Below are 19545 nucleotides of genomic sequence, written 5' to 3' on the forward strand. Positions count from 1 at the left end.
GTGCTCCTGTTTTTGTTGTGTGTTTTAGATAGAACACCATTGCAAAGAAAAAATGAATTAATTATTTTAAAAAAGATTTTAAATAATCTACCTGAAAATATCGCCTACGCTAGTCACTGGCTCCTCATATGAGATGTGTCCGACGGACAGCACCTCTCACACGCAGTCAGGGAACAGAGCGTTAACGGTAGCTGAGGCCGGTACCAATACCGGTCAGGCCGTCAGCAGCAGGGAAGCAGAGGACCGAGCTATGGCTGTCGAATGGATTGCCGCTGGCGCTGTGTTTGTGGGCGCGAGTGCTTTGTTATGGGCTTTCAGTGCGCGGATGACCCGGCGCATCGAAGCGGCGGTACCGAGCAACGGGCGCTTCGTCGAGGTCGAGGGCGAGCGCTTTCATTATGTAGAAGAGGGCAAGGGCCCGCCGCTGGTGATGATTCACGGGCTGATGGGCAGCAGTCGCAACCTGACGTATGCCTTGTCCGGCCAGTTGGCCGAGCAGTTTCGGGTGGTTACCCTGGACCGCCCTGGGTCGGGTTACTCCACGCGCCACACGGGCACCGCGGCTGATCTGCCAAGCCAGGCCCGGCAAATTGCCGCCTTTATCAAGACCCTTGATCTGGATAAGCCGCTGTTGCTGGGGCATTCCCTCGGCGGGGCGATTTCCCTGGCGCTGGCACTCGATCATCCCGAGGCGGTAGGCGGGTTGGTCCTGGTGGCGCCGCTGACCCACCCGCAGCGCAGGTTGCCGTGGGTGTTCCTGTCGCTGGCGGTGCGTCCTGGGTGGTTGCGACGCTGGATGGCCCACACGTTGACCATGCCCATCGGGCTGCTGACCAAAGGTGCAGTGGTCAAGGGCGTGTTTGCCCCCGACCCCGCCCCGGCAGACTTCGCCACCCGTGGCGGCGGCTTGCTCGGCATGCGGCCAGGTAACTTCTATGCCGCTTCCACCGAGGTCAATACGCTCAATGATGACCTGCCGGGGATGGTCAAGCGCTACCCGCAACTGACCCTGCCCATCGGCCTGATCTATGGCTCGCGCGACCAGCTGCTGGACTTTCGCCAACACGGCCAGGCCTTGGCCGACAAGGTCCCGGGCGTGAAGCTGCAACTGGTGGAAGGGCGTGGTCATATGCTGCCGATCACTGCCACCGCGCGTGTGGTCGAGGTGGTGCAGCAGGTCGCCAAGCGAATGCGCACGCCACAAAACGCCACGGTTTTGCACCCGCCGTTTGCCCTGGCGAACAAATAAGCGTGGCCTCGGTTGCGGGTTGGACTGTCGCAAACGCCTGCTCTAGAGACCTGACCAAACGGCTGAAAAAGAGACTGCTCGGTCACGTAAAAAAGGCCTCGAAAAAGTAGTTGACGACCTACCGATTCCGCGTTATTTATTTAAAAAAATATTTCAATTTATATTTTGAAATGATTTTTGAAATGCCTAAGAGCGAATAAAAATGAAAAAAACGTCTTTTATCGCATGGTTGGTTTTCGGGAGCATCCAGCGCTCCACGAACCTGTTTTCTGCCCGCCTGCCAAGGAGCCTGTCATGAACCAGACCCTGGCAGCTCCAAGCGTATGGACCGACGGCAAGCGCCACCTGTGGTGGTTGGGCATCATGCCGCTGGCCACCCCTCTGTTGTCCGGCGCGCTGGCCATTACTACGGGTATCCAGCAACTGTGGTGGGTCGGGGTACTGGTGATTTTCGGCCTGATCCCGCTGATCGACGGCCTGCTTGGCGAAGACGTCAGCAACCCGCCTGAATCCGCCGTCAGCCACCTGGAAACGCAAAGCTACTACCGCTGGATCGTCTACACCGGCGTGTTGTTTGTGATCTCGTCAGTGGTGATCACCGGTTGGCTCGCCGCCGGCGGCATTGAATGGATCATCCAGGGCGGCCTGCTGCAAGCCGCTGCCGGACTTGATCCCTCCAGCTGGCTGTCCCACGCCGCCAGCTACATCACCGCGCGCACTCAACTGCATGGCGAACCGAGCTGGTTCACTTACCTGGGCATGGCCATGTCCACCGGTGCGGCAACGGGCATCGCGATCAACACCGCCCATGAACTGGGGCACAAGCCCAACGCGCTTGAAGTGTTCCTTGCCAAGGTTACCCTGGCGCCCACGTTCTACGGGCACTTCTACACCGAACACAACCGTGGCCATCACGTACGGGTTGCCACCCCGGAAGACCCGGCCAGCTCACGCCTGGGGGAGAGCTTCTGGGCCTTCCTGCCGCGCTCGGTGTGGTTCAGCGCCCGCTCGGCGTGGAACCTTGAGCGTGAACGCCTGCGCAAACTCGGCTTGCCCGCCTGGCACTGGCAGAACGGCGTGCTCAGCGCCTGGATGTACAGCGTGGTGTTGTGGGGCGCGATGATTGCCTGGCTGGGGGCGGCGGTAATTCCGTTCCTGATCATCCAGGGCATCTACGGCTTCTCATTGCTGGAAGTGGTGAACTACGTCGAGCACTACGGCCTGAAGCGCCAGAAGTTGCCCAATGGTCGTTATGAACGTTGCTCGCCTCGGCACTCCTGGAACAGCAATCGGATTGTCACCAATATCTTCCTGTTTCAACTGCAACGGCACTCCGATCACCATGCCAACCCAACGCGTAGTTATCAGTCGCTGCGTCACTTCGATGAGTCGCCGCAACTGCCGTATGGTTACGCGAGCATGATTGTCTGGGCCTATGTGCCTTACTTGTGGCGTCGACGCATGGACCATCGGGTGCTCAATCATTACGCCGGGGATATCACCCTGACCAATCTTCAACCGTCACAACGCTTGAAGTACCTAGAGAAGTACAGCGGCAGTGCCAAGCCGTTCTGATGTGAACTAACGCGTGAGTGGGCGTACTCGGGATCTGTGTATCGCGCAGGTTTTTATCGCCCACGGTTTCCCGGTTTAGTTGCAAGAAAGTTGTTTGACCCTAACAACAATAATTTCAAGGGAAGGACGTACACCATGCAAGCACCTGCCAAGTTCACCACCCACATCGTATTGGCCGCATTGGGGCTGATCGTCTATCACCAGGCCCAGGCCGCGCGCATCGAGCCAGCCGGCAGTGCCTTTACGGCCCAGGGCCCCATCAGCTTTTCCAAGGGCGCGCTGATCAGCGCCGACTGCACCATCAAGGTGGCCGGCAAGGTCGCGGCGGATGGTTCATCGGTGAATGTCGACAAAGTCGAATTCGACGGCGGCCTCAAGTGCAGCCGGGTCGAAGCCATCAACTTGCCGTGGGTATTGATCGCCAAAGACACCAAGAGCGGTTCCATGTCGAAGATCAGCGTGGACGTGCACGCCTTTGGCCTGGGCGGCAAGTGCGGGCCTTCCACCGCCGAGGGTACTTGGGATAACGCCACCGGCAAGTTGGAAGCCAGCAATGTACCGATTGGCGAAGACTGCAAGATCAAGACGGTGTCGATCAAGATGCCGCCGAACTTCAAAGTTGTGGAATAAGCGTCTGCTGTTAGTGCGGTAATCGAATTGAGATTTGGCTGGAAAGGGAAGTTCTGCTGTGTTTCACCGTGACCTCTCGTTCATGGCCATTACCCCTGGCGAAATGACTTCGCCTTAACATGTGAGGAACAATAATGAAAAGTTTGAAAACCCTCGTATCGTTGACTGCTTTGACTGTTTGCATGGGTGCGGCCTCAATGGCCAATGCGGCGTCGTTCAGCCCAGCGGGCAAAACGTTTACCACGGATGCCACTGGCACCATCGTGGTGAAGTCGCCGTCGTCATTTGGTGGTGCCGTGACCTGTAAAGCAGTGTTCCAAGGCACTGTTCGCGCCGATGGTAAAGCGGATATCACCAACGTAACGATTTCCCCTGGCTCCAGCACCCTGTGCAACCTGCCCAACATTACCGGCCTGCCTTGGCTGTTGACGCCTGTCACCACCACCACCGGCACTGCAACCAATGTCGGCTACACCATCACCGGTGCTCCACCGCTGATCCCGGCCACCAACTGCGGCCCATCGCAGATCGCCGTAACCCTGGCGTCTACGGCGTCGTCCATCAGCCTGGCGGCTGCCAACCAGCCACTGTCGGGCAGTTGCACCGTGCAGTCGCTGAATGTCACCGCTACCGGCGTGACCATCGTTCCTTGATAGCGGCACTCCGTAACGAGGGCTGATCACCCGCAACAACGCAGGTGCCTCTCGCGGGGCACCTGTTTATAGGTGATTGGGTTGACCGGACAGGTAGGGAAGATGATGAAAAGACTACATGCCTTTGCAGGAGCAGGATTGTTTGCGCTGTGGGTGAGTGTGCCTTTGGACGCCAGTGCCGCGACATTCAGCAGCCCTGGTATGCAGTTCACCACCAGTCCAACCGGCACGATTACGCTGAAGTCTCCGTCCTCCTTTGGTGCGGCGGTCAACTGCAATATCCAGTTGACCGGTGGTGTACGGGCCGACGCGTCGGCGATCGACATTCAACACATCAGAGTCTCCGGCACTGCGGCGCTGTGCCAAAGAATTCAGATGAACAATTTAGTCTGGAAGATTACGCCGACCTCTCTGACGGGGGGCACGGTGAGCAATGTCGGACTCTTCGTTGCAGGAATTCCTCCACTTATTCCCGTCTCTGACTGCGGCCCCGCAACGGTTTCGTTGGGGCTGGGCAATGGGCCTGGGGTTGTGAATGTATGGGCAATCAACATGTACCTGCCGGGTAATTGCAACGTGGCGTCATTGAATGTCGCCATTCCCAACACGTCCATCATTCCCTGATCAATGCACCGCGTTAACGAATAGACGCTGGCGGAGCCGGCTGAAACCTATCGAAGTACCGCCTTTGACCAGGCGAACCAAGCAGCATGACGAACCGGCTGGGGTCGGTTCAGTGAGATAACAATAAGGAGTGCCGCATGAATAATAAAAAACAACAGGTACAGGTATTGCTGGGGTTGGCGCTGATGGGAGGGGTGATGGTTGCCGCGCCGGTGCAAGCCGGCGGCTTCTCCACACCGACCTATGGTGCGCAGGGCTGGGGACGTGCGTTTGGTGGTGGTTCGCTGTTCAAGAACGACCCCAGTTCCGCCTACAACAACCCGGCCGCCATGGCATTTGTTGAGCACAATGTTGCGCAATTCACCGTCGATTACGCGCGAATCAAGATCAAGTACAAAGGGGAGGCCAACAATTATCTTGGCAACCCCGTGACCAACACGCCGGTCACTGACGAAGGGTTCCCGGGCTCAGAGGCCACGGTGAACAACAACGATGGCGGCGAAGGCGGGTTCACCGCGTGGTTGCCCACCGGTTTCATGGTGATGCCCCTGGGTGACCGCTTTGCGTTCGGCTTGAGCCAGGTGGTTCCGCAAGGCATGCGTTCAACGTGGGATTCGGACTCCAAACTGCGGGATTTTGCGGTAGACACCAAGATTGAAACCGTCGGCCTGACCGGTTCTCTTTCGTTCAAAGTGAACGACGAGTTCTCGATTGGTGGCGGTGTCATCGTCCAGCACAGCAAAGGCTTTGTCAGCCAGAATATCGACTTGCTGGCGGCGGCCTCCAACTCCCAGTCCGAGTTGTTGGGCGGCATTGATTTCCCGGCAGGGGTAGGTGGCGCGCTGATGCGGGTCAAGGTCGATAATATATCGGCGGGCTGGTTCACCGGCATCGTCTGGAAACCGACGCCGCAAGACACCCTGGGCCTGAACTATCACGCCAAGATCAAGAACAAAATGACCGGCAAATACAATATCTACGCCGATCAGTTTTCCTACAACCTGATGACCCAACCCAGCCCTTTTGGTGGCAGCGGCACGTTGGTCGAAGAGGCTTACCCTGGGCTGAAGCTGTTCCCGGATGGCGCGCATGCCAGCACCCAACTGGACATTCCAGCCACGGCGGCCTTTGACTGGGTCCACCAGTTCAATGACCGCTTCACGTTGGGCGCCAGTGTTGCCTGGACTCAATGGTCGTCGTTCAAGGACCTGACCCTCAAGTCCGGCGATATCACCATCGTCTCCATTCCCTACAACTACAAAGACACCTGGATGTACTCCGTCGGTGGCGACTTCCGCGCCACGGATGAGCTGACCCTGCGCGCGGGTGTGGCCCTTGACCAGACGCCAACGCGCAACTCGACCCGTGACCCACGGATTCCAGACGGCGACCGCACCTTCCTGTCATTGGGCGCGGGCTACGAGGTCAAAGCGATCAAGGGCTTGAGCCTTGACGTGGCGTACTCTCACCAGTTCGTCCAGGAGGTCAAGCTGAAGACCAAGAACGTCGATCGCCTGGGGGGCGCGAGCCTCGACGGTAAAGCCGAGTCGTCGGGCGATGTGGTCAGTGTGTCGGCCACCTACGCGTTCTGATGATTGATCGAGGATGATGGAGGAGGGCATCAAGCGCATCTTGCTGCCGTTATTCCGTGGTTCATCCTCATTCCTTTTTTTGCGTGTTGATTGATCCGGCTGACCCGTTCAGCCGCTGTTTTTTTCGGCAAAGCATTAAATAAAAATTTCAAAACAAAATTTGAAAAATGCTTTGCGAGTTTGTAGTGTGGCTTTACGCGCAGCTTTTCTGGGCTGTTGCGCCGAGGCCGTACCCTGAATCGAGTAGAGGTATCCCCATGGTTATCTGGTTATTGGCGGGTGTCGCAGCAGCGATTGCCCTGGCGTATCGACAAGCAGCGGCCACCTTGTGGCTGGGCGCTGGCCTGGTCTGGCTGGCGGTGGGTTACCTGTTCAATGTGGTCGAAGGTTTGGGGGCCACTGTTGCAGCCGTGTTGGTGCTGGCTCCGGCGTTGCTGATGGCGATCAAGCCCCTGCGTCGCACGCTCCTGTCCAGCAAGGCCCTGGCCCTGTTTCGCAACATCATGCCGGCCATGTCCGACACCGAGCGCGCCGCTATCGAGTCCGGCACCGTGTGGTGGGACGCCGAGCTCTTCAGCGGCAAACCCGACTGGCAGCGCCTGTTGCAAGCCGCTCCCGCCAGCCTCAGCGCTGAAGAACAAGCCTTCCTCGATAACGAAGTGGAAACCCTGTGCGACATCGCCAACGACTGGGAAACCACCCAGGTGTGGCAGGACATGTCCCCCGAAGGCTGGCAGTACACCAAGGACGCCGGTTTCCTCGGCATGATCATTCCCAAGCAGTACGGCGGCAAAGGCTTCTCCCATTACGCCCATTCGCAGGTGGTGATGAAGCTGTCGACGCGTTGCTCGGCGGCGGCGATTTCGGTGATGGTCCCCAACTCACTGGGCCCGGCCGAGTTGCTGTTGCATTACGGCACCGATGCCCAGCGCAACTACTACCTGCCACGCCTGGCGCGGGGTGAGGACATTCCGTGTTTTGCCCTGACCAGCCCTTATGCCGGCTCCGACGCCGGGGCGATCCCCGACCTGGGCATCGTCTGCAAAGGCACCCATGAAGGCGCGGAAGTGCTCGGTTTTCGCGTGACCTGGGACAAGCGCTACATCACCCTTGGCCCGATTGCTACCGTGCTCGGCCTGGCGTTCCGTGCCGAAGACCCCGACGGCTTGCTCGGCCCGGCCGGTTCGCTGGGGATCACCTGTGCGTTGATTCCCACGGCCCATCCCGGGGTGAACAGCGGGCGGCGGCACTGGCCGTTGAATGCGGTGTTCCAGAACGGGCCGACCACCGGCAAGGATGTGTTTATCCCCCTGGAGTGGGTGATCGGCGGCCGCGAACAAGTCGGCAATGGCTGGCGCATGCTGATGGAATGCCTGGCAGCAGGGCGGGCGATTTCCCTGCCGTCGGCCAACGTCGGCCTGGGCAAGGTCGCCGTGCGCGGCACCACCGCCTATGCGGCGATGCGCAAGCAGTTCGGCCTGCCCATCGGCAAGTTCGAAGGCGTGCAGGCGCCACTGGCGCGCATGGCCGGGCATTTGTACGCGTGCGATGCGGTGCGCAAAGTCTCGGTGGCGTCCCTGGATGCCGGTGAAAAACCTTCGGTGATCTCGGCCATCGCCAAGTACCACGTCACCGAACGCGCGCGGATCATCGTCAACGACGGCATGGACATCGTCGCCGGCAAGGGCATCTGCATGGGCCCGAACAACTTCCTGGCCCGTGCCTACCAGCAAAGCCCTATCGCGATCACGGTAGAGGGCGCCAACATCATGACCCGCTGCCTGATTATCTTCGGCCAGGGCCTGATCCGTTGCCATCCCTACGTGTTCCGCGAGATGGAAGCGGCGCGCAACCCGGACCGGCGCCAGTCGCTGGAAGACTTTGACAGCGCGATGTTCGGCCATGTGAGTTTTGTGCTGGCCAATACCGTACGCGCGGCGGTGCATGCGCTGACGGGTGGGCGGCTGATTGCCGTGCCGGCCAAGACCGATCCGGCGCTCGCGTCCTACTACCGCCAGGCCAATCGTCTGTCGGTGGTGCTGGCGTTGATCTCGGACGTGTCCATGGGCGTGCTGGGCGGTGCCCTCAAGCGCAAGGAAAGTATCACCGGGCGCCTGGGGGATATTCTGTCGCAACTGTACATCCTGTCCTGCGTGCTCAAGCGTTTTGAGGATGACGGCCGGCCCCAGGCGGACCTGCCGCTGGTGCATTGGGCGGCGCAGGATGCGTTGCTGCGCGCCCATGAAGCCCTCGCTGAAGTGCTGGAGAACTATCCGTCGAAAGCCGCTGCGGCGGTGGTGCGCGGCTTGAGTTTCCCGTTGGGCATTCCCCTGCGCAAACCGTCGGATCGCCTGTTGGCCCAGGTAGCGGACGTGGTGCAAACCCCCGGTGAAACCCGCGACCGTTTGCTGGCCAATTCCTACATCCCACGCCCGGAAATCGACAAGTTGGCCTACGGCGAACTGGGCTTCCGCTTGTTGCCACAGGTGGAATTGATCGACGCACGGCTCAAGCCGGCGATCAAGCAAGGCCTGCTCGAACCGCTGCCGATCTCGGCCACGGCCTTCACTGCGTGGCGGGTCAAGGCGCGGGCGCTGGACCTGATCAGCGACGACGAAGACGCCTTGCTGGCGCGTTATGTGGAATACGCCGATCACGCCATCCAGGTGGACGACTTCCCGCAGGATTTTGGTTTGCTGGAGGCGTTGCAGCAGCGCAAGCAAGTGTTGGAACCGGTGGCCAAGCGCCGTAGCAGCCAGGGCGAAAACGCCTCGGTCAACTAGCCGTAGCGCGGTCAATGTGGGAGCTGGCTTGCCTGCGATAGCGATGTGCCTGATGCACCGCTATCGCAGGCAAGCCAGCTCCCACAGGGGCCGGGTTTACAGGTCAAGACAGTGTGTGAGTGGATCTATCTATGAGTGACAGCTATTTATCGTTCGTCAATTCCCCCTGGGGTCGCCGCCTGGCCCAGACCCTCGGCTTGCCGCAACCCCTGCCATTGCAGCGCCATCGCAGCGGCCAGCAGGGCTTGGCCAACCCGGTGATCGTCGCCGGGGCAGGGCGCTTGGCTGCGCAGCTGCAACAACTGTTCAGCGCCACCGATACGGTCACCGCCGCTGCGGCCACGCCCAAGGCGCCGTCCACCGGCAAGGTGCAGGGCGCGGTGTTCGACGCCAGTGGCGTGAGCAGCCTGCAACAACTGGATGAGCTGTACGAATTCTTCCATGCCAACGGCAAACGTCTGGGCCAACACGGCCGTGTGGTGGTGCTCGGCACCGCGCCGGAACACTGCGCGGACTTGCCCCAAGCCATTGCCCAGCGGGCCCTCGAAGGCTTGGTGCGCTCCCTGGCCAAGGAGCTGCGCCGCGCGATCACCGTGCAATTGCTCTACGTTGCGCCGGGGGCCGAAGACGCTCTGGGCAGCAGCCTGCGCTTCTTTCTGTCGCGTCGTTCAGCCTACGTCTCGGGGCAAGTGGTGCGCGTGGAAAAACCCGTGGACGGCCAGGTGACCGTCAACTGGGACAAGCCTTTTGCCGGTCGCCGCGCGCTGGTCACGGGCGCCTCCCGTGGCATCGGCCTGGCGATTGCCCAGGTGTTGGCCCGTGACGGTGCCCATGTGGTGTGCGTGGATGTGCCCCAGGCCCAGGCGGCGCTGCAACAAGCGGCCGACAGCGTGGGCGGATCGGCGCTGCCGTTGGACATCACCGCTACCGATGCGGCCGCGCTGTTGCACGCCCATGTCAGTCAATACGGCGCATTCGACGTGGTGGTGCATAACGCCGGGATCACCCGCGACAAGACCATCGCCAAAATGACCGAAGCCGCGTGGCGCAGCGTGCTGGCGGTCAACCTGGAGGCGCCCCTGCGCCTGACTGAGGCGTTGCTGGACAGCCAGGGTCTCAACCCCGGTGGGCGCATTGTGGGCGTGTCGTCGATCTCCGGTATTGCCGGCAACCTCGGGCAAAGCAACTACGCCACTTCCAAGGCCGGGGTGATTGGCCTGGTGCAAGGCCTCGCGCCACGCGCGGCGACGCAGCAGGTCACGGTCAATGCCGTGGCGCCGGGGTTTATCGAAACCCAGATGACCGCGAAGATTCCGCTGATGATCCGCGAAGCGGGGCGGCGCATGAACTCGCTGCATCAGGGCGGGCAGCCGATTGACGTGGCCGAGACGATCGCCTGGCTGGCGCACCCGGCGTCCGGCGGGGTCAACGGACAAGTCGTACGGGTATGCGGGCAAAGCCTGCTGGGAGCTTGAGCCATGGACTACGTGACGCAGATTATCGATCCACCGCCGTCGCGCACCCAGCTGTTGCTCGACGGCGTGCGTGCCTTGCGCAAGCCCAAACTGGACGGTGCGCCGGTATTGCCGACTGAACGCCTGGTGCGTTCGGCCGTGGCGTTGCAGGCCGCCGATATTGCCGCCTATGGCCGTGCCTGCGGATTTCGCCCGGAGCAGGGCGTGCCACTGTCCTACCCCCATGTGCTGGCGTTCCCGCTGCACCTGATGTTGCTGACGCGGCCGAGCTTTCCGTACCCGGCCAGCGGCATGGTGCACCTGGCCAATCGCATTCGCCAGCATCAGCGCTTGCAGGAGGGCCAGGCGCTGCGCCTGGAGGTGTATTGCGAACGCTGGGTCGCCCACGCCAAGGGCCAGGCGCTGAGCATCGCCACCCGTGCCTACAGCGCCGGCACTCTGGTGTGGGAAAGCGACAGCCTGTACCTGCGCCGGGACGTCAAGGACCCCGTCGGCGAATCCTGGAAGGAGGCGTTGGCGTTGCAGGAAGAAGGCCTGCTGCGCACCCAGCGTTGGGTGTTGCCTGCCGACCTGGGTCGGCGCTTTGCCCGGGTATCGGGGGACTTCAACCCGATCCACACCTCGCTGATCGGCGCCAAGCTCTTTGGCTTTCGCCGCGCCATCGCCCACGGCATGTGGACCCTGGGCCGCGCGCTTGCCGCCCAGCAACCGCCCGGCGGACTGGAGCAGGCCGAGGCGCATTGCGACTTCAAACTGCCGATCTTCCTGCCCGGCCAGGTCGCGCTGTGGAACCATCCCGCCAGCGGCCCGCGCCGTGAATTTGAAGTGCGCAATTTCGCCGGTGATAAACCGCATATGCGCGGGCTATTTGTCTGGAATGAGAGCCATCGATGACTGACTACAGCTTCAACCCGGCCCCGACTCGCCGCGTGGCGATTATCGGTGGCAACCGCATCCCGTTTGCCCGCTCCAACACGGTGTATGCCCACGACAGCAACCAGGACTTGCTGGTGGCGGCGCTGCAAGGTCTGGTAGACCGCTACAACCTGCACGGCCAGCGTCTCGGGGAGTTTGCCGCGGGTGCGGTGATCAAGCACTCGCGGGATTTCAACCTGGCGCGTGAGTCGCTGCTGTCCACCACCTTGTCGCCGGACACGCCGGCCTATGACGTACAGCAAGCCTGCGGCACCGGCCTGGAGGCGGCATTGTTGGTCGCCAATAAAATCGCCCTCGGCCAGATCGAAGTGGGCATCGCTGGAGGGGCCGATACCACTTCCGACGCGCCCATTGGTATCAACGAATCCCTGCGTCACACCTTGCTCGCGGCCAACCGCGCCAAAGGCCTGGGCGGCAAGCTACAGACCTTGCTCAAGGTGCGTCCGTCGATGTTTTTCAAGCCGCTGCTGCCGCGCAATGGCGAGCCGCGCACCGGCTTGTCCATGGGCGAGCACTGCGAAGCCATGGCCCAGCGCTGGCAGATCAAGCGCCTGGCCCAGGATGAGCTGACGCTGACCAGTCACCAGCGCCTGGACGCGGCCTACAAGCGCGGCTTCTTCGACGACCTGATCAGCCCCCATCGCGGCCTGGCCCGGGACAATAACCTGCGCGCCGACACCAGCTTGGCCAAGCTCGCCAGCCTGGCGCCGGCTTATGACCATGACAATGGCAGCCTCACCGCTGGCAACTCGACACCGCTGGCCGACGGCGCCTCGGTGGTGTTGCTGGCCAGTGAAGAATGGGCCGCCGCCCATGGCTGGCCAGTACTGGCGTACCTGCGCACCGGCGAGACGGCGGCGGTGAACTTTGTCGATGGCAGCGAAGGCCTGCTGATGGCCCCGGCCTACGCGGTGCCGCGCATGCTCAAGCGCGAAGGCCTGAGCTTTGCCGACTTTGATTTCTTCGAGATCCACGAAGCGTTTGCCGCCCAGGTGCTGTGCACTCTCAAGGCCTGGGAAGACGCCGATTACTGCCGTGAACGCCTGGGCCTGGACGCGCCGCTGGGCGCCATCGACCGCGCCAAAATGAACGTGAATGGCGGCTCCCTGGGCTGCGGTCATCCCTTCGCCGCCACCGGTGGCCGGCAACTGGCGACGCTGGCCAAGACCATTCATGAAAACGGCGGTGGCCGTGGCCTGATTTCAATCTGTGCGGCGGGCGGGCTGGGCATTACCGCCATCGTCGAAAAGTAGCGCTATCCAAAACAACAATAAGGAAACTGCCATGAGCACTGTAAGCCTGGAACAAACCGAACGGATCTGGCTGGACGCTTACCTGCCCGGCGTGCCGGCGGATATCGACGCGGGCATCGAGGCTTACCCGTCGCTGCGGGAAGTGTTCCTGGAGCACCTGGAAAAATTCCGCGAGCGTGTGGCCTATGTCAGCATCGGCACGGAAATGACCTACGCCGACTGGGAAGTCCAGGGTTTCGCGTTTGCCGCGTGGCTACAGGGCCAGGGGGTGAAGAAGGGCGACCGCGTGGCGCTGATGATGCCCAACTGCTTGCAGTACCCGATCTGCCTGTTGGGCACGATCCTGGCCGGGGCGGTGGTGGTTAACGTCAACCCGCTGTACACCTCCCACGAACTCAAGCACTTGCTCAAGGACAGCGAAGCCGAAACCGTGGTGATCTTCGAGAACTTCGCCCACACCCTGGAAAAAGTCATTGCCGGCAGCAGCGTCAAGCGCGTGGTGATCGCGGCCATCGGCGATCTGCTCGGCACCTTCAAGGGCGCGGCGATGAACTTCATCCTGCGCAGCGTGCAAAAGCAGGTGCCTGCGTTCAAGTTGCCGGGGGCGCTGCGGTTCAACCAGGCGCTCAAGCAAGGGCGTGGCCTGAACCACTTTCCGGTTGCCATGCAGCTCGATGACCTGGCTTTCCTGCAATACACCGGCGGCACTACGGGGGACGCGAAGGGCGTGATGCTCAGCCACCGCAATATCATCGCCAACCTGCTGCAAGCCAAGGCCTGGGTCGGCGACCAACTGGACCAGGATAAGCAGGAAACCAACGTCACCTTGCTGCCGCTGTACCACATCTTTTCCCTGACGGTGAACTGCCTGATGTTCATGTGCCTGGGCGGGCGCAACATCCTGATCGCCAACCCTCGGGATGTGAAGCGGGTGCAGATGATCCTGCGCAAGGAGCGCTTCAACGGCATCGCCGGGGTCAACACCTTGTTTAATGGCTTGCTGGAAAACAAGGAGTTCTGTGCGCGGGACTTTTCCGACCTGCGCATGGTGATCGCCGGGGGCATGGCGACGCACACGGCGGTGGCGAAGCGCTGGCAGGAAGTCACCGGGCTGCCGATCATCGAGGGGTACGGCCTGACGGAGTGCTCGCCGGTGGTGAGCATCAGCCCGATCAATATTGCGCGCATGCGTGAGATGGAATTTACCGGCAGCATCGGTGTGCCATTGCCGTCCACTTGGGTGCGGTTTATTCGTGAAGACGGCGAGTTGGCCGAGATTGGCGAGCAGGGCGAACTGCAAGTGCGCGGCCCGCAGGTGATGCAGGGCTACTGGAAACGTCCGGACGCTACCGCCGAGGTGCTGGATGCCGAGGGGTGGTTGTCGACCGGTGATATCGGGGTGATGGACGCACGCGGGTATATCCGCCTGGTGGACCGCAAGAAGGACATGATCCTCGTCTCGGGTTTCAACGTGTACCCGAACGAGATCGAAGACGTGGTGGCGATGCACTCAGGGGTCGGGGAGGTGGCGGCCATTGGCGTGGAAGACCCGGTGACTGGCGAGAAGGTGAAGATCATCGTGGTGCGCAAGGACCCGAACCTGACCCAAGAGCAGATTCTTGCGCATTGCCGGGAATACCTGACGGGGTACAAGGTGCCCAAGTATGTGGAGTTCCGGACGACGGAATTGCCCAAGACTACCGTGGGCAAAGTGCTGCGTCGGGCGTTGCGCTGATCATTGAGGATGTTCACACATCCAAAGGTGGGAGCTGGCTTGCCTGCGATGGCGGTGTATCAGTTGAGGCATATGCTGACTGATACACCGCCATCGCGGGCAAGCCCGCTCCCACAGGGGAATAGCGTTGGGTTTTAGAGCGTGCTCACGTTGACCCAGCGTTCTTCCTTGGCCGCGACGCGAATCGCGGTCGCCAATTGCTCGACCGCCCACGCCGCCTCAAAGTCGGTGCCATCCGTACCCTGGCCGGCCACGGCCAAGATCAACTCCTGCACCTCCAGCGTCTTCAGTTCGTTGTAGCCCAATTGATGCCCCGCCGCCGGGCTGAACGCCGCATAGCCGGGCAGGGCTGGGCCCGCCAACAAACGCTGGAATCCGTCCTGGCCGGCCCGACACAGTTGCAGTTCATTCAACCGCTCCTGATCGAAGGCCAACGTGCCTTTAGTCCCGCTGATTTCAAAGCTCAGGTGGTTCTTGTAGCCATGCTTGAGCCAACTGCTGCTGACCGTGCCGCGCGCGCCGCTAGCGAAGCGCAGCAGGGCGTGGACCTGGTCATCCACGGCGATGGCTTTGTGTTCGCTGCTGCCTTTGACGGCCGGGCGCCGGGCGTGCACGGTTTGGGTGTCGGCGCATACGCTGACCACATCACCCACCAGAAAGCGCGCCATCGACAGCAAGTGGCTGCCCAGGTCCGCCAGGGCGCCACCGGCATGTTCCACTTCGCAGCGCCACGACCAGGGTGAGGTCGGATCGGCCATGAAGTCTTCGCTGAACTCGCCCTGGAAGCTGATGATCTCGCCCAGGTCGCCCCGGGCAATCATCTGCTTGGCCAGCGTGATCATCGGGTTGTGCTGGTAGTTGTAGCCCACGCGCGTCACCACACCGGCGGCGCTGGCCGCGCGGCGCATGGCGTCAGCCTGTTCGAGGCTGACCGCCAGGGGTTTCTCGCAGTACACCGCCTTGCCAGCCGCGATGGCGGCCATGGCCATGGGGTAGTGCAAGTGGTTGGGGGTGGTGATGGCCACGACATCGACGTTGGGGTCGTTGATCAGCGCTTGCCAGTCGCCATGGGCCTGGGCAAAGCCCCAATCCTTGGCGCAGCGTTGTGCGCGTTCGGTATCGGCGTCGGCCAGGGCGGCCAGCTTGAGGTGTACCGGCAGTTCGAATACCGCGCGGGCGTTATTGAACGCCAAGGCATGGGCGCGGCCCATGAAGCCTGTGCCGATCAAGCCGATTCCGAGTTCACGCATAGCCGTGGTCCTTTGCATTATTGTTGTCAGAGGCGCTATTAATGGAATAAATATTCTCTAATTTCAATAGATGGAATAAAAATTCATCTGTGCGCAGGCAATCACTCTGGCGAATGCAGCTATATTCAGCCCGTGGCCAAATGCCGCCAGTTAACAAAAGATAACGTAGCGCCGATTGTCAGACGATTCGAAAGCCCGATAGGATGGCCCCTGCTTCCTCCAGGCGCTCTAGATTGCAGGTTTCAGAGCCCGGGAAGGCGAGATGACCTAACAATAATAAATGGGAGAAGGTCTATGAGTGAGCCTGTCATGGGTTGGGTTGTTTGCCGCCCACGCGCCGCACGCAGGGTTGCGTTGCTGGCCACAGCGCTCTCGCTGTTTGGGGCCGTCGCGTTGCCGACCGTCGCCCAGGCCGCTGGCGATACCCCCGCCGCGGCGGTGTTTGCAATTGAATCGCCCAAGGCCGCCAAGGGCCTGATGATCGACGTGGTGCATGCCGGCAAACGCCTGGTGGCGGTCGGTGATCGCGGGCATATCCTCTATTCCGATGACCAGGGCGCGACCTGGACGCAAGCCAAAGTCCCCACCCGGCAGTTGCTCACGGCGGTGTTTTTCGTCGATGACAAGCAAGGCTGGGCCGTGGGGCACGATGCGCAAATCCTCGCCAGCACCGACGGTGGCGCCACCTGGACCCAGCAGTATCAAGACCTCAAGCGCGAATCGCCGCTGCTGGATATCTGGTTCAACAACGCCAACCACGGCCTGGCCGTGGGCGCGTACGGTGCGCTGATCGAAACCACCGACGGCGGCAAAACCTGGGCCGATGTCAGCGTCCGCCTCGACAACGAAGACCAGTTCCACCTCAATGCCATCGCCTTTATCAAGGACGCGGGCCTGTTTATTGTCGGCGAGCAGGGCAGCATGTTCCGCTCCAGCGATGACGGCCAGACCTGGGAAAAACTCGAAGGCCCCTACGAGGGCTCGCTGTTTGGTGTGATCAGTACTGCGCAGCCGCAAACCCTGTTGGCCTATGGCTTGCGCGGCAACTTGTACCGCTCCACGGATTTTGGTAGCACCTGGGAGCAGGTCGAGCTTAAGGCAGCGCGGGGTGCGCTGGAGTTCGGCTTGTCTGGCGCGACATTGCTGGATGACGGCTCCCTTGTGGTCGTCGGCAATGGCGGCAGTGTGGTGGTCAGCCATGACGACGGGGTGACCTTCAGCGTCTTCAACCGCCCGGACCGGATTTCACTCTCGGCGGTGACGGCGGCAGGCAATGGCAATTTGATCCTCGCGGGGCAGGGTGGTGTGCGTGTTGCCACTGTTGCCGGCGCAGAGCTCTCAAAATAATAAGAAGGCGGGGATTCAATGAGCAGTCATCACAACGATAAAGCGACCTTTCTTGAGCGCCTGATCTTCAACAATCGCCCGGCAGTCATCGTGATCTGCCTGTTGGTGAGTATTTTCCTGTTCTGGCAGGCGACGTTGATTCGCCCGTCCACCAGCTTTGAAAAAATGATCCCCCTCAAGCACCCCTTCATCGAGAAGATGATGGAGCACCGCAACGACCTGGCTAACCTGGGCAACACGGTGCGGATCTCGGTGGAAGCCAAGGACGGTGACATCTTCACGAAGGAGTACATGGAGACCCTGCGGCAGATCAACGACGAGGTGTTCTACATCTCCGGCGTCGATCGCTCGGGCCTCAAGTCGCTGTGGAGCCCCAGCGTACGCTGGACCGAAGTGACCGAAGAAGGTTTTGCCGGCGGAGAGGTGATCCCGCAGAGCTACAACGGCTCACCGGAAAGCCTCGATCAACTGCGCAATAACGTACTCAAGTCGGGCCAGGTCGGGCGCCTGGTGTCCAACGACTTCAAGTCGAGCATCGTTGATATCCCGTTGCTGGAGGCTTACCCGGACCCGCAGGACCAAGGCAAATTGCTGGCCCTGGACTATCGCAAGTTCTCCCATGAACTCGAAGACAAGATCCGCGACAAGTTCGAGGCGCAGAACCCCAACGTCAAGATCCACATCGTCGGCTTCGCCAAGAAGGTCGGTGACCTGATCGATGGCCTGGTGATGGTGGTGATGTTCTTCGGCATCGCGTTTGTCATTACCCTGATCCTGCTGCTGTGGTTCACCAACTGTCTGCGCAGCACCATCGCCGTATTGAGTACGACGCTGGTGGCGGTGATCTGGCAACTGGGCCTGATGCACTTTTTCGGCTTCGGCCTCGATCCGTATTCGATGCTGGTACCGTTCCTGATCTTTGCCATCGGTATTTCCCACGGTGTGCAGAAGATCAACGGTATCGCCCTGCAATCCAGCGAGGCCGACAACGCGCTGACGGCGGCGCGACGGACGTTCCGGCAACTGTTCCTGCCGGGGATGATCGCGATTCTGGCGGACGCGGTGGGTTTTATTACGCTGCTGATCATCGATATCGGCGTGATCCGCGAACTGGCCATCGGTGCGTCCATCGGTGTGGCCGTGATCGTGTTCACCAACCTGATCCTGCTGCCGGTGGCGATTTCCTACGTCGGCATCAGCAAGCGCGCCATCGCCAAGAGCAAGAAAGACGCGAATCGCGAACACGGGTTCTGGCGCCTGCTGTCGAGCTTTGCCAGCCCGAAAGTCGCGCCGATCTCCATCGCCCTGGCCCTGGTCGCGTTTGGCGGTGGCCTCTGGTACAGCCAGAATCTGAAGATCGGCGACCTCGATCAGGGCGCGCCGGAACTGCGCCCCGATTCGCGCTACAACAAAGACAACAACTTCATCATCAGCAACTACTCCACCAGCTCCGATGTATTGGTGGTGATGGTCAAGACCGCCGCCGAGGGCTGTTCGCGCTATGAGGCGATGGCGCCCATCGACCAGTTGATGTGGAAGATGCAGAACACCGAGGGCGTGCAGTCGGCGATCTCGTTGGTGACTGTGTCCAAGCAGATGATCAAGGGCATGAACGAGGGCAACCTGAAATGGGAAACCCTGTCGCGCAACCCTGATGTCTTGAACAGCTCGATCTCCCGTGCCGATGGCCTGTACAACAACAATTGCTCCCTGGCGCCGGTGCTGGTGTTCCTCAACGACCACAAGGCCGAAACCCTCGACCGTGCGGTGCATGCGGTGCAGGAATTTGCCAAGGAGAACAACAAGGACGGCCTGGAATTCATCCTCGCCGCCGGTAACGCCGGGATTGAAGCGGCGACCAACGAGGTGATCAAGGAGTCGGAACTGACCATCCTGATCCTGGTGTACCTGTGCGTGGCGACCATGTGCATGATCACCTTCCGTTCGTGGGCGGCGACCCTGTGCATCGTGCTGCCGCTGGTGCTGACGTCGGTGCTGGGCAACGCGTTGATGGCGTTCATGGGCATCGGCGTCAAGGTCGCGACCTTGCCGGTGGTGGCCCTGGGCGTGGGGATCGGCGTGGACTACGGCATCTATATCTACAGCCGCCTGGAAAGCTTCCTGCGTGCCGGCTTGCCCCTGCAAGAGGCGTATTACCAGACGCTCAAGTCCACCGGTAAAGCGGTGCTGTTCACCGGCTTGTGCCTGGCGATCGGCGTGTGTACCTGGATTTTCTCGGCGATCAAGTTCCAGGCCGACATGGGCCTGATGCTGACCTTCATGTTGCTGTGGAACATGTTCGGTGCGCTGTGGCTGTTGCCAGCCCTGGCGCGGTTCCTGATCAAACCCGAGAAGTTGGCGGGGCAGAAGGGCAACTCACTGTTCGCCCATTGATCGATTAGACCATTACCGCAAGGCACGGCGGGGGAATTGACCTATCATG

At 61.0% G+C, this 19545-nt stretch carries 14 protein-coding genes; 13 read left to right on the top strand and 1 reads right to left on the bottom strand.

What is annotated here, in order from left to right:
• Positions 1–250: 250 nt before the first annotated feature.
• The 11 genes from J1G37_RS18470 to J1G37_RS18520 all read left to right on the top strand — a co-directional run bounded on the left by J1G37_RS18470 (position 251) and on the right by J1G37_RS18520 (position 14505).
• Positions 251–1249, top strand: coding sequence for an alpha/beta hydrolase (locus J1G37_RS18470; RefSeq protein WP_242551643.1), 999 nt, complete (start codon positions 251–253; stop codon positions 1247–1249).
• Positions 1250–1543: 294 nt separating this feature from the next.
• Complete coding sequence (locus tag J1G37_RS18475) at positions 1544–2824, top strand: alkane 1-monooxygenase (RefSeq protein WP_207044207.1); 1281 nt, start codon at positions 1544–1546, stop codon at positions 2822–2824.
• A 135-nt stretch (positions 2825–2959) separates the two neighbouring features.
• Positions 2960–3454, top strand: a complete 495-nt coding sequence (praA, locus tag J1G37_RS18480; protein ID WP_124528507.1) for an alkane oxidation protein activator PraA — start codon at positions 2960–2962, stop codon at positions 3452–3454.
• Between the two features lie 134 nt (positions 3455–3588).
• Complete coding sequence (gene praB / locus J1G37_RS18485) at positions 3589–4107, top strand: alkane oxidation protein activator PraB (protein ID WP_207044210.1); 519 nt, start codon at positions 3589–3591, stop codon at positions 4105–4107.
• 102 nt (positions 4108–4209) lie between these two features.
• Entirely contained in the window at positions 4210–4731 is a 522-nt protein-coding gene (gene praB, locus J1G37_RS18490) for an alkane oxidation protein activator PraB (RefSeq protein ID WP_207044213.1), read from the top strand.
• 137 nt (positions 4732–4868) lie between these two features.
• Entirely contained in the window at positions 4869–6323 is a 1455-nt protein-coding gene (locus J1G37_RS18495; RefSeq protein WP_207044216.1) for an outer membrane protein transport protein, read from the top strand.
• A 257-nt stretch (positions 6324–6580) separates the two neighbouring features.
• On the top strand, positions 6581–9106 hold the full coding sequence (locus J1G37_RS18500) for an acyl-CoA dehydrogenase (RefSeq protein ID WP_207044218.1): 2526 nt from the start codon (positions 6581–6583) through the stop codon (positions 9104–9106).
• 131 nt (positions 9107–9237) lie between these two features.
• A complete protein-coding gene (locus tag J1G37_RS18505) occupies positions 9238–10581 on the top strand; it encodes a 3-oxoacyl-ACP reductase (RefSeq protein WP_207044220.1) in 1344 nt (447 codons plus the stop codon).
• Between the two features lie 3 nt (positions 10582–10584).
• The gene (locus J1G37_RS18510) at positions 10585–11475 is read left to right on the top strand and encodes a MaoC/PaaZ C-terminal domain-containing protein (protein WP_207044222.1); all 891 of its coding nucleotides are present in this window, start codon (positions 10585–10587) and stop codon (positions 11473–11475) included.
• Positions 11472–12770 (top strand): acetyl-CoA C-acetyltransferase, encoded by a 1299-nt coding sequence (locus J1G37_RS18515; RefSeq protein ID WP_207044224.1) that lies wholly within the window; start codon positions 11472–11474, stop codon positions 12768–12770. Before J1G37_RS18510 ends, J1G37_RS18515 begins: the two co-directional genes overlap by 4 nt.
• 31 nt (positions 12771–12801) lie before the next feature.
• Positions 12802–14505, top strand: a complete 1704-nt coding sequence (locus tag J1G37_RS18520) for an AMP-binding protein (protein ID WP_207044226.1) — start codon at positions 12802–12804, stop codon at positions 14503–14505.
• A 134-nt stretch (positions 14506–14639) separates the two neighbouring features.
• On the opposite strand, the gene J1G37_RS18525 is transcribed toward J1G37_RS18520, so the two are convergent.
• On the bottom strand, positions 14640–15755 hold the full coding sequence (locus J1G37_RS18525; protein WP_207044228.1) for a Gfo/Idh/MocA family oxidoreductase: 1116 nt from the start codon (positions 15753–15755) through the stop codon (positions 14640–14642).
• Positions 15756–16064: 309 nt separating this feature from the next.
• Here J1G37_RS18525 and J1G37_RS18530 point away from each other — a divergent pair, with 309 nt between their 5' ends.
• A complete protein-coding gene (locus tag J1G37_RS18530; RefSeq protein WP_207044362.1) occupies positions 16065–17102 on the top strand; it encodes a YCF48-related protein in 1038 nt (345 codons plus the stop codon).
• A gap of 18 nt (positions 17103–17120) precedes the next feature.
• The gene (locus J1G37_RS18535) at positions 17121–19496 is read left to right on the top strand and encodes an RND family transporter (protein WP_207044230.1); all 2376 of its coding nucleotides are present in this window, start codon (positions 17121–17123) and stop codon (positions 19494–19496) included.
• The last annotated feature ends 49 nt before the right edge of the window (positions 19497–19545 follow it).

This window comes from Pseudomonas sp. Marseille-Q1929 (assembly GCF_017316265.1).
Classification (GTDB): Bacteria; Pseudomonadota; Gammaproteobacteria; order Pseudomonadales; family Pseudomonadaceae; genus Aquipseudomonas.

Coding starts and splice junctions, on each gene's coding strand:
- J1G37_RS18495 (WP_207044216.1), top strand. CDS start 4,869: ATGAATAATAAAAAACAACAGGTACAGGTATTGCTGGGGTTGGCGCTG.
- praB (WP_207044213.1), top strand. CDS start 4,210: ATGATGAAAAGACTACATGCCTTTGCAGGAGCAGGATTGTTTGCGCTG.
- J1G37_RS18500 (WP_207044218.1), top strand. CDS start 6,581: ATGGTTATCTGGTTATTGGCGGGTGTCGCAGCAGCGATTGCCCTGGCG.
- praA (WP_124528507.1), top strand. CDS start 2,960: ATGCAAGCACCTGCCAAGTTCACCACCCACATCGTATTGGCCGCATTG.
- J1G37_RS18525 (WP_207044228.1), bottom strand. CDS start 15,755: ATGCGTGAACTCGGAATCGGCTTGATCGGCACAGGCTTCATGGGCCGC.
- J1G37_RS18510 (WP_207044222.1), top strand. CDS start 10,585: ATGGACTACGTGACGCAGATTATCGATCCACCGCCGTCGCGCACCCAG.
- J1G37_RS18505 (WP_207044220.1), top strand. CDS start 9,238: ATGAGTGACAGCTATTTATCGTTCGTCAATTCCCCCTGGGGTCGCCGC.
- J1G37_RS18515 (WP_207044224.1), top strand. CDS start 11,472: ATGACTGACTACAGCTTCAACCCGGCCCCGACTCGCCGCGTGGCGATT.
- J1G37_RS18475 (WP_207044207.1), top strand. CDS start 1,544: ATGAACCAGACCCTGGCAGCTCCAAGCGTATGGACCGACGGCAAGCGC.
- J1G37_RS18535 (WP_207044230.1), top strand. CDS start 17,121: ATGAGCAGTCATCACAACGATAAAGCGACCTTTCTTGAGCGCCTGATC.
- J1G37_RS18520 (WP_207044226.1), top strand. CDS start 12,802: ATGAGCACTGTAAGCCTGGAACAAACCGAACGGATCTGGCTGGACGCT.
- J1G37_RS18530 (WP_207044362.1), top strand. CDS start 16,065: ATGGGTTGGGTTGTTTGCCGCCCACGCGCCGCACGCAGGGTTGCGTTG.
- J1G37_RS18470 (WP_242551643.1), top strand. CDS start 251: ATGGCTGTCGAATGGATTGCCGCTGGCGCTGTGTTTGTGGGCGCGAGT.
- praB (WP_207044210.1), top strand. CDS start 3,589: ATGAAAAGTTTGAAAACCCTCGTATCGTTGACTGCTTTGACTGTTTGC.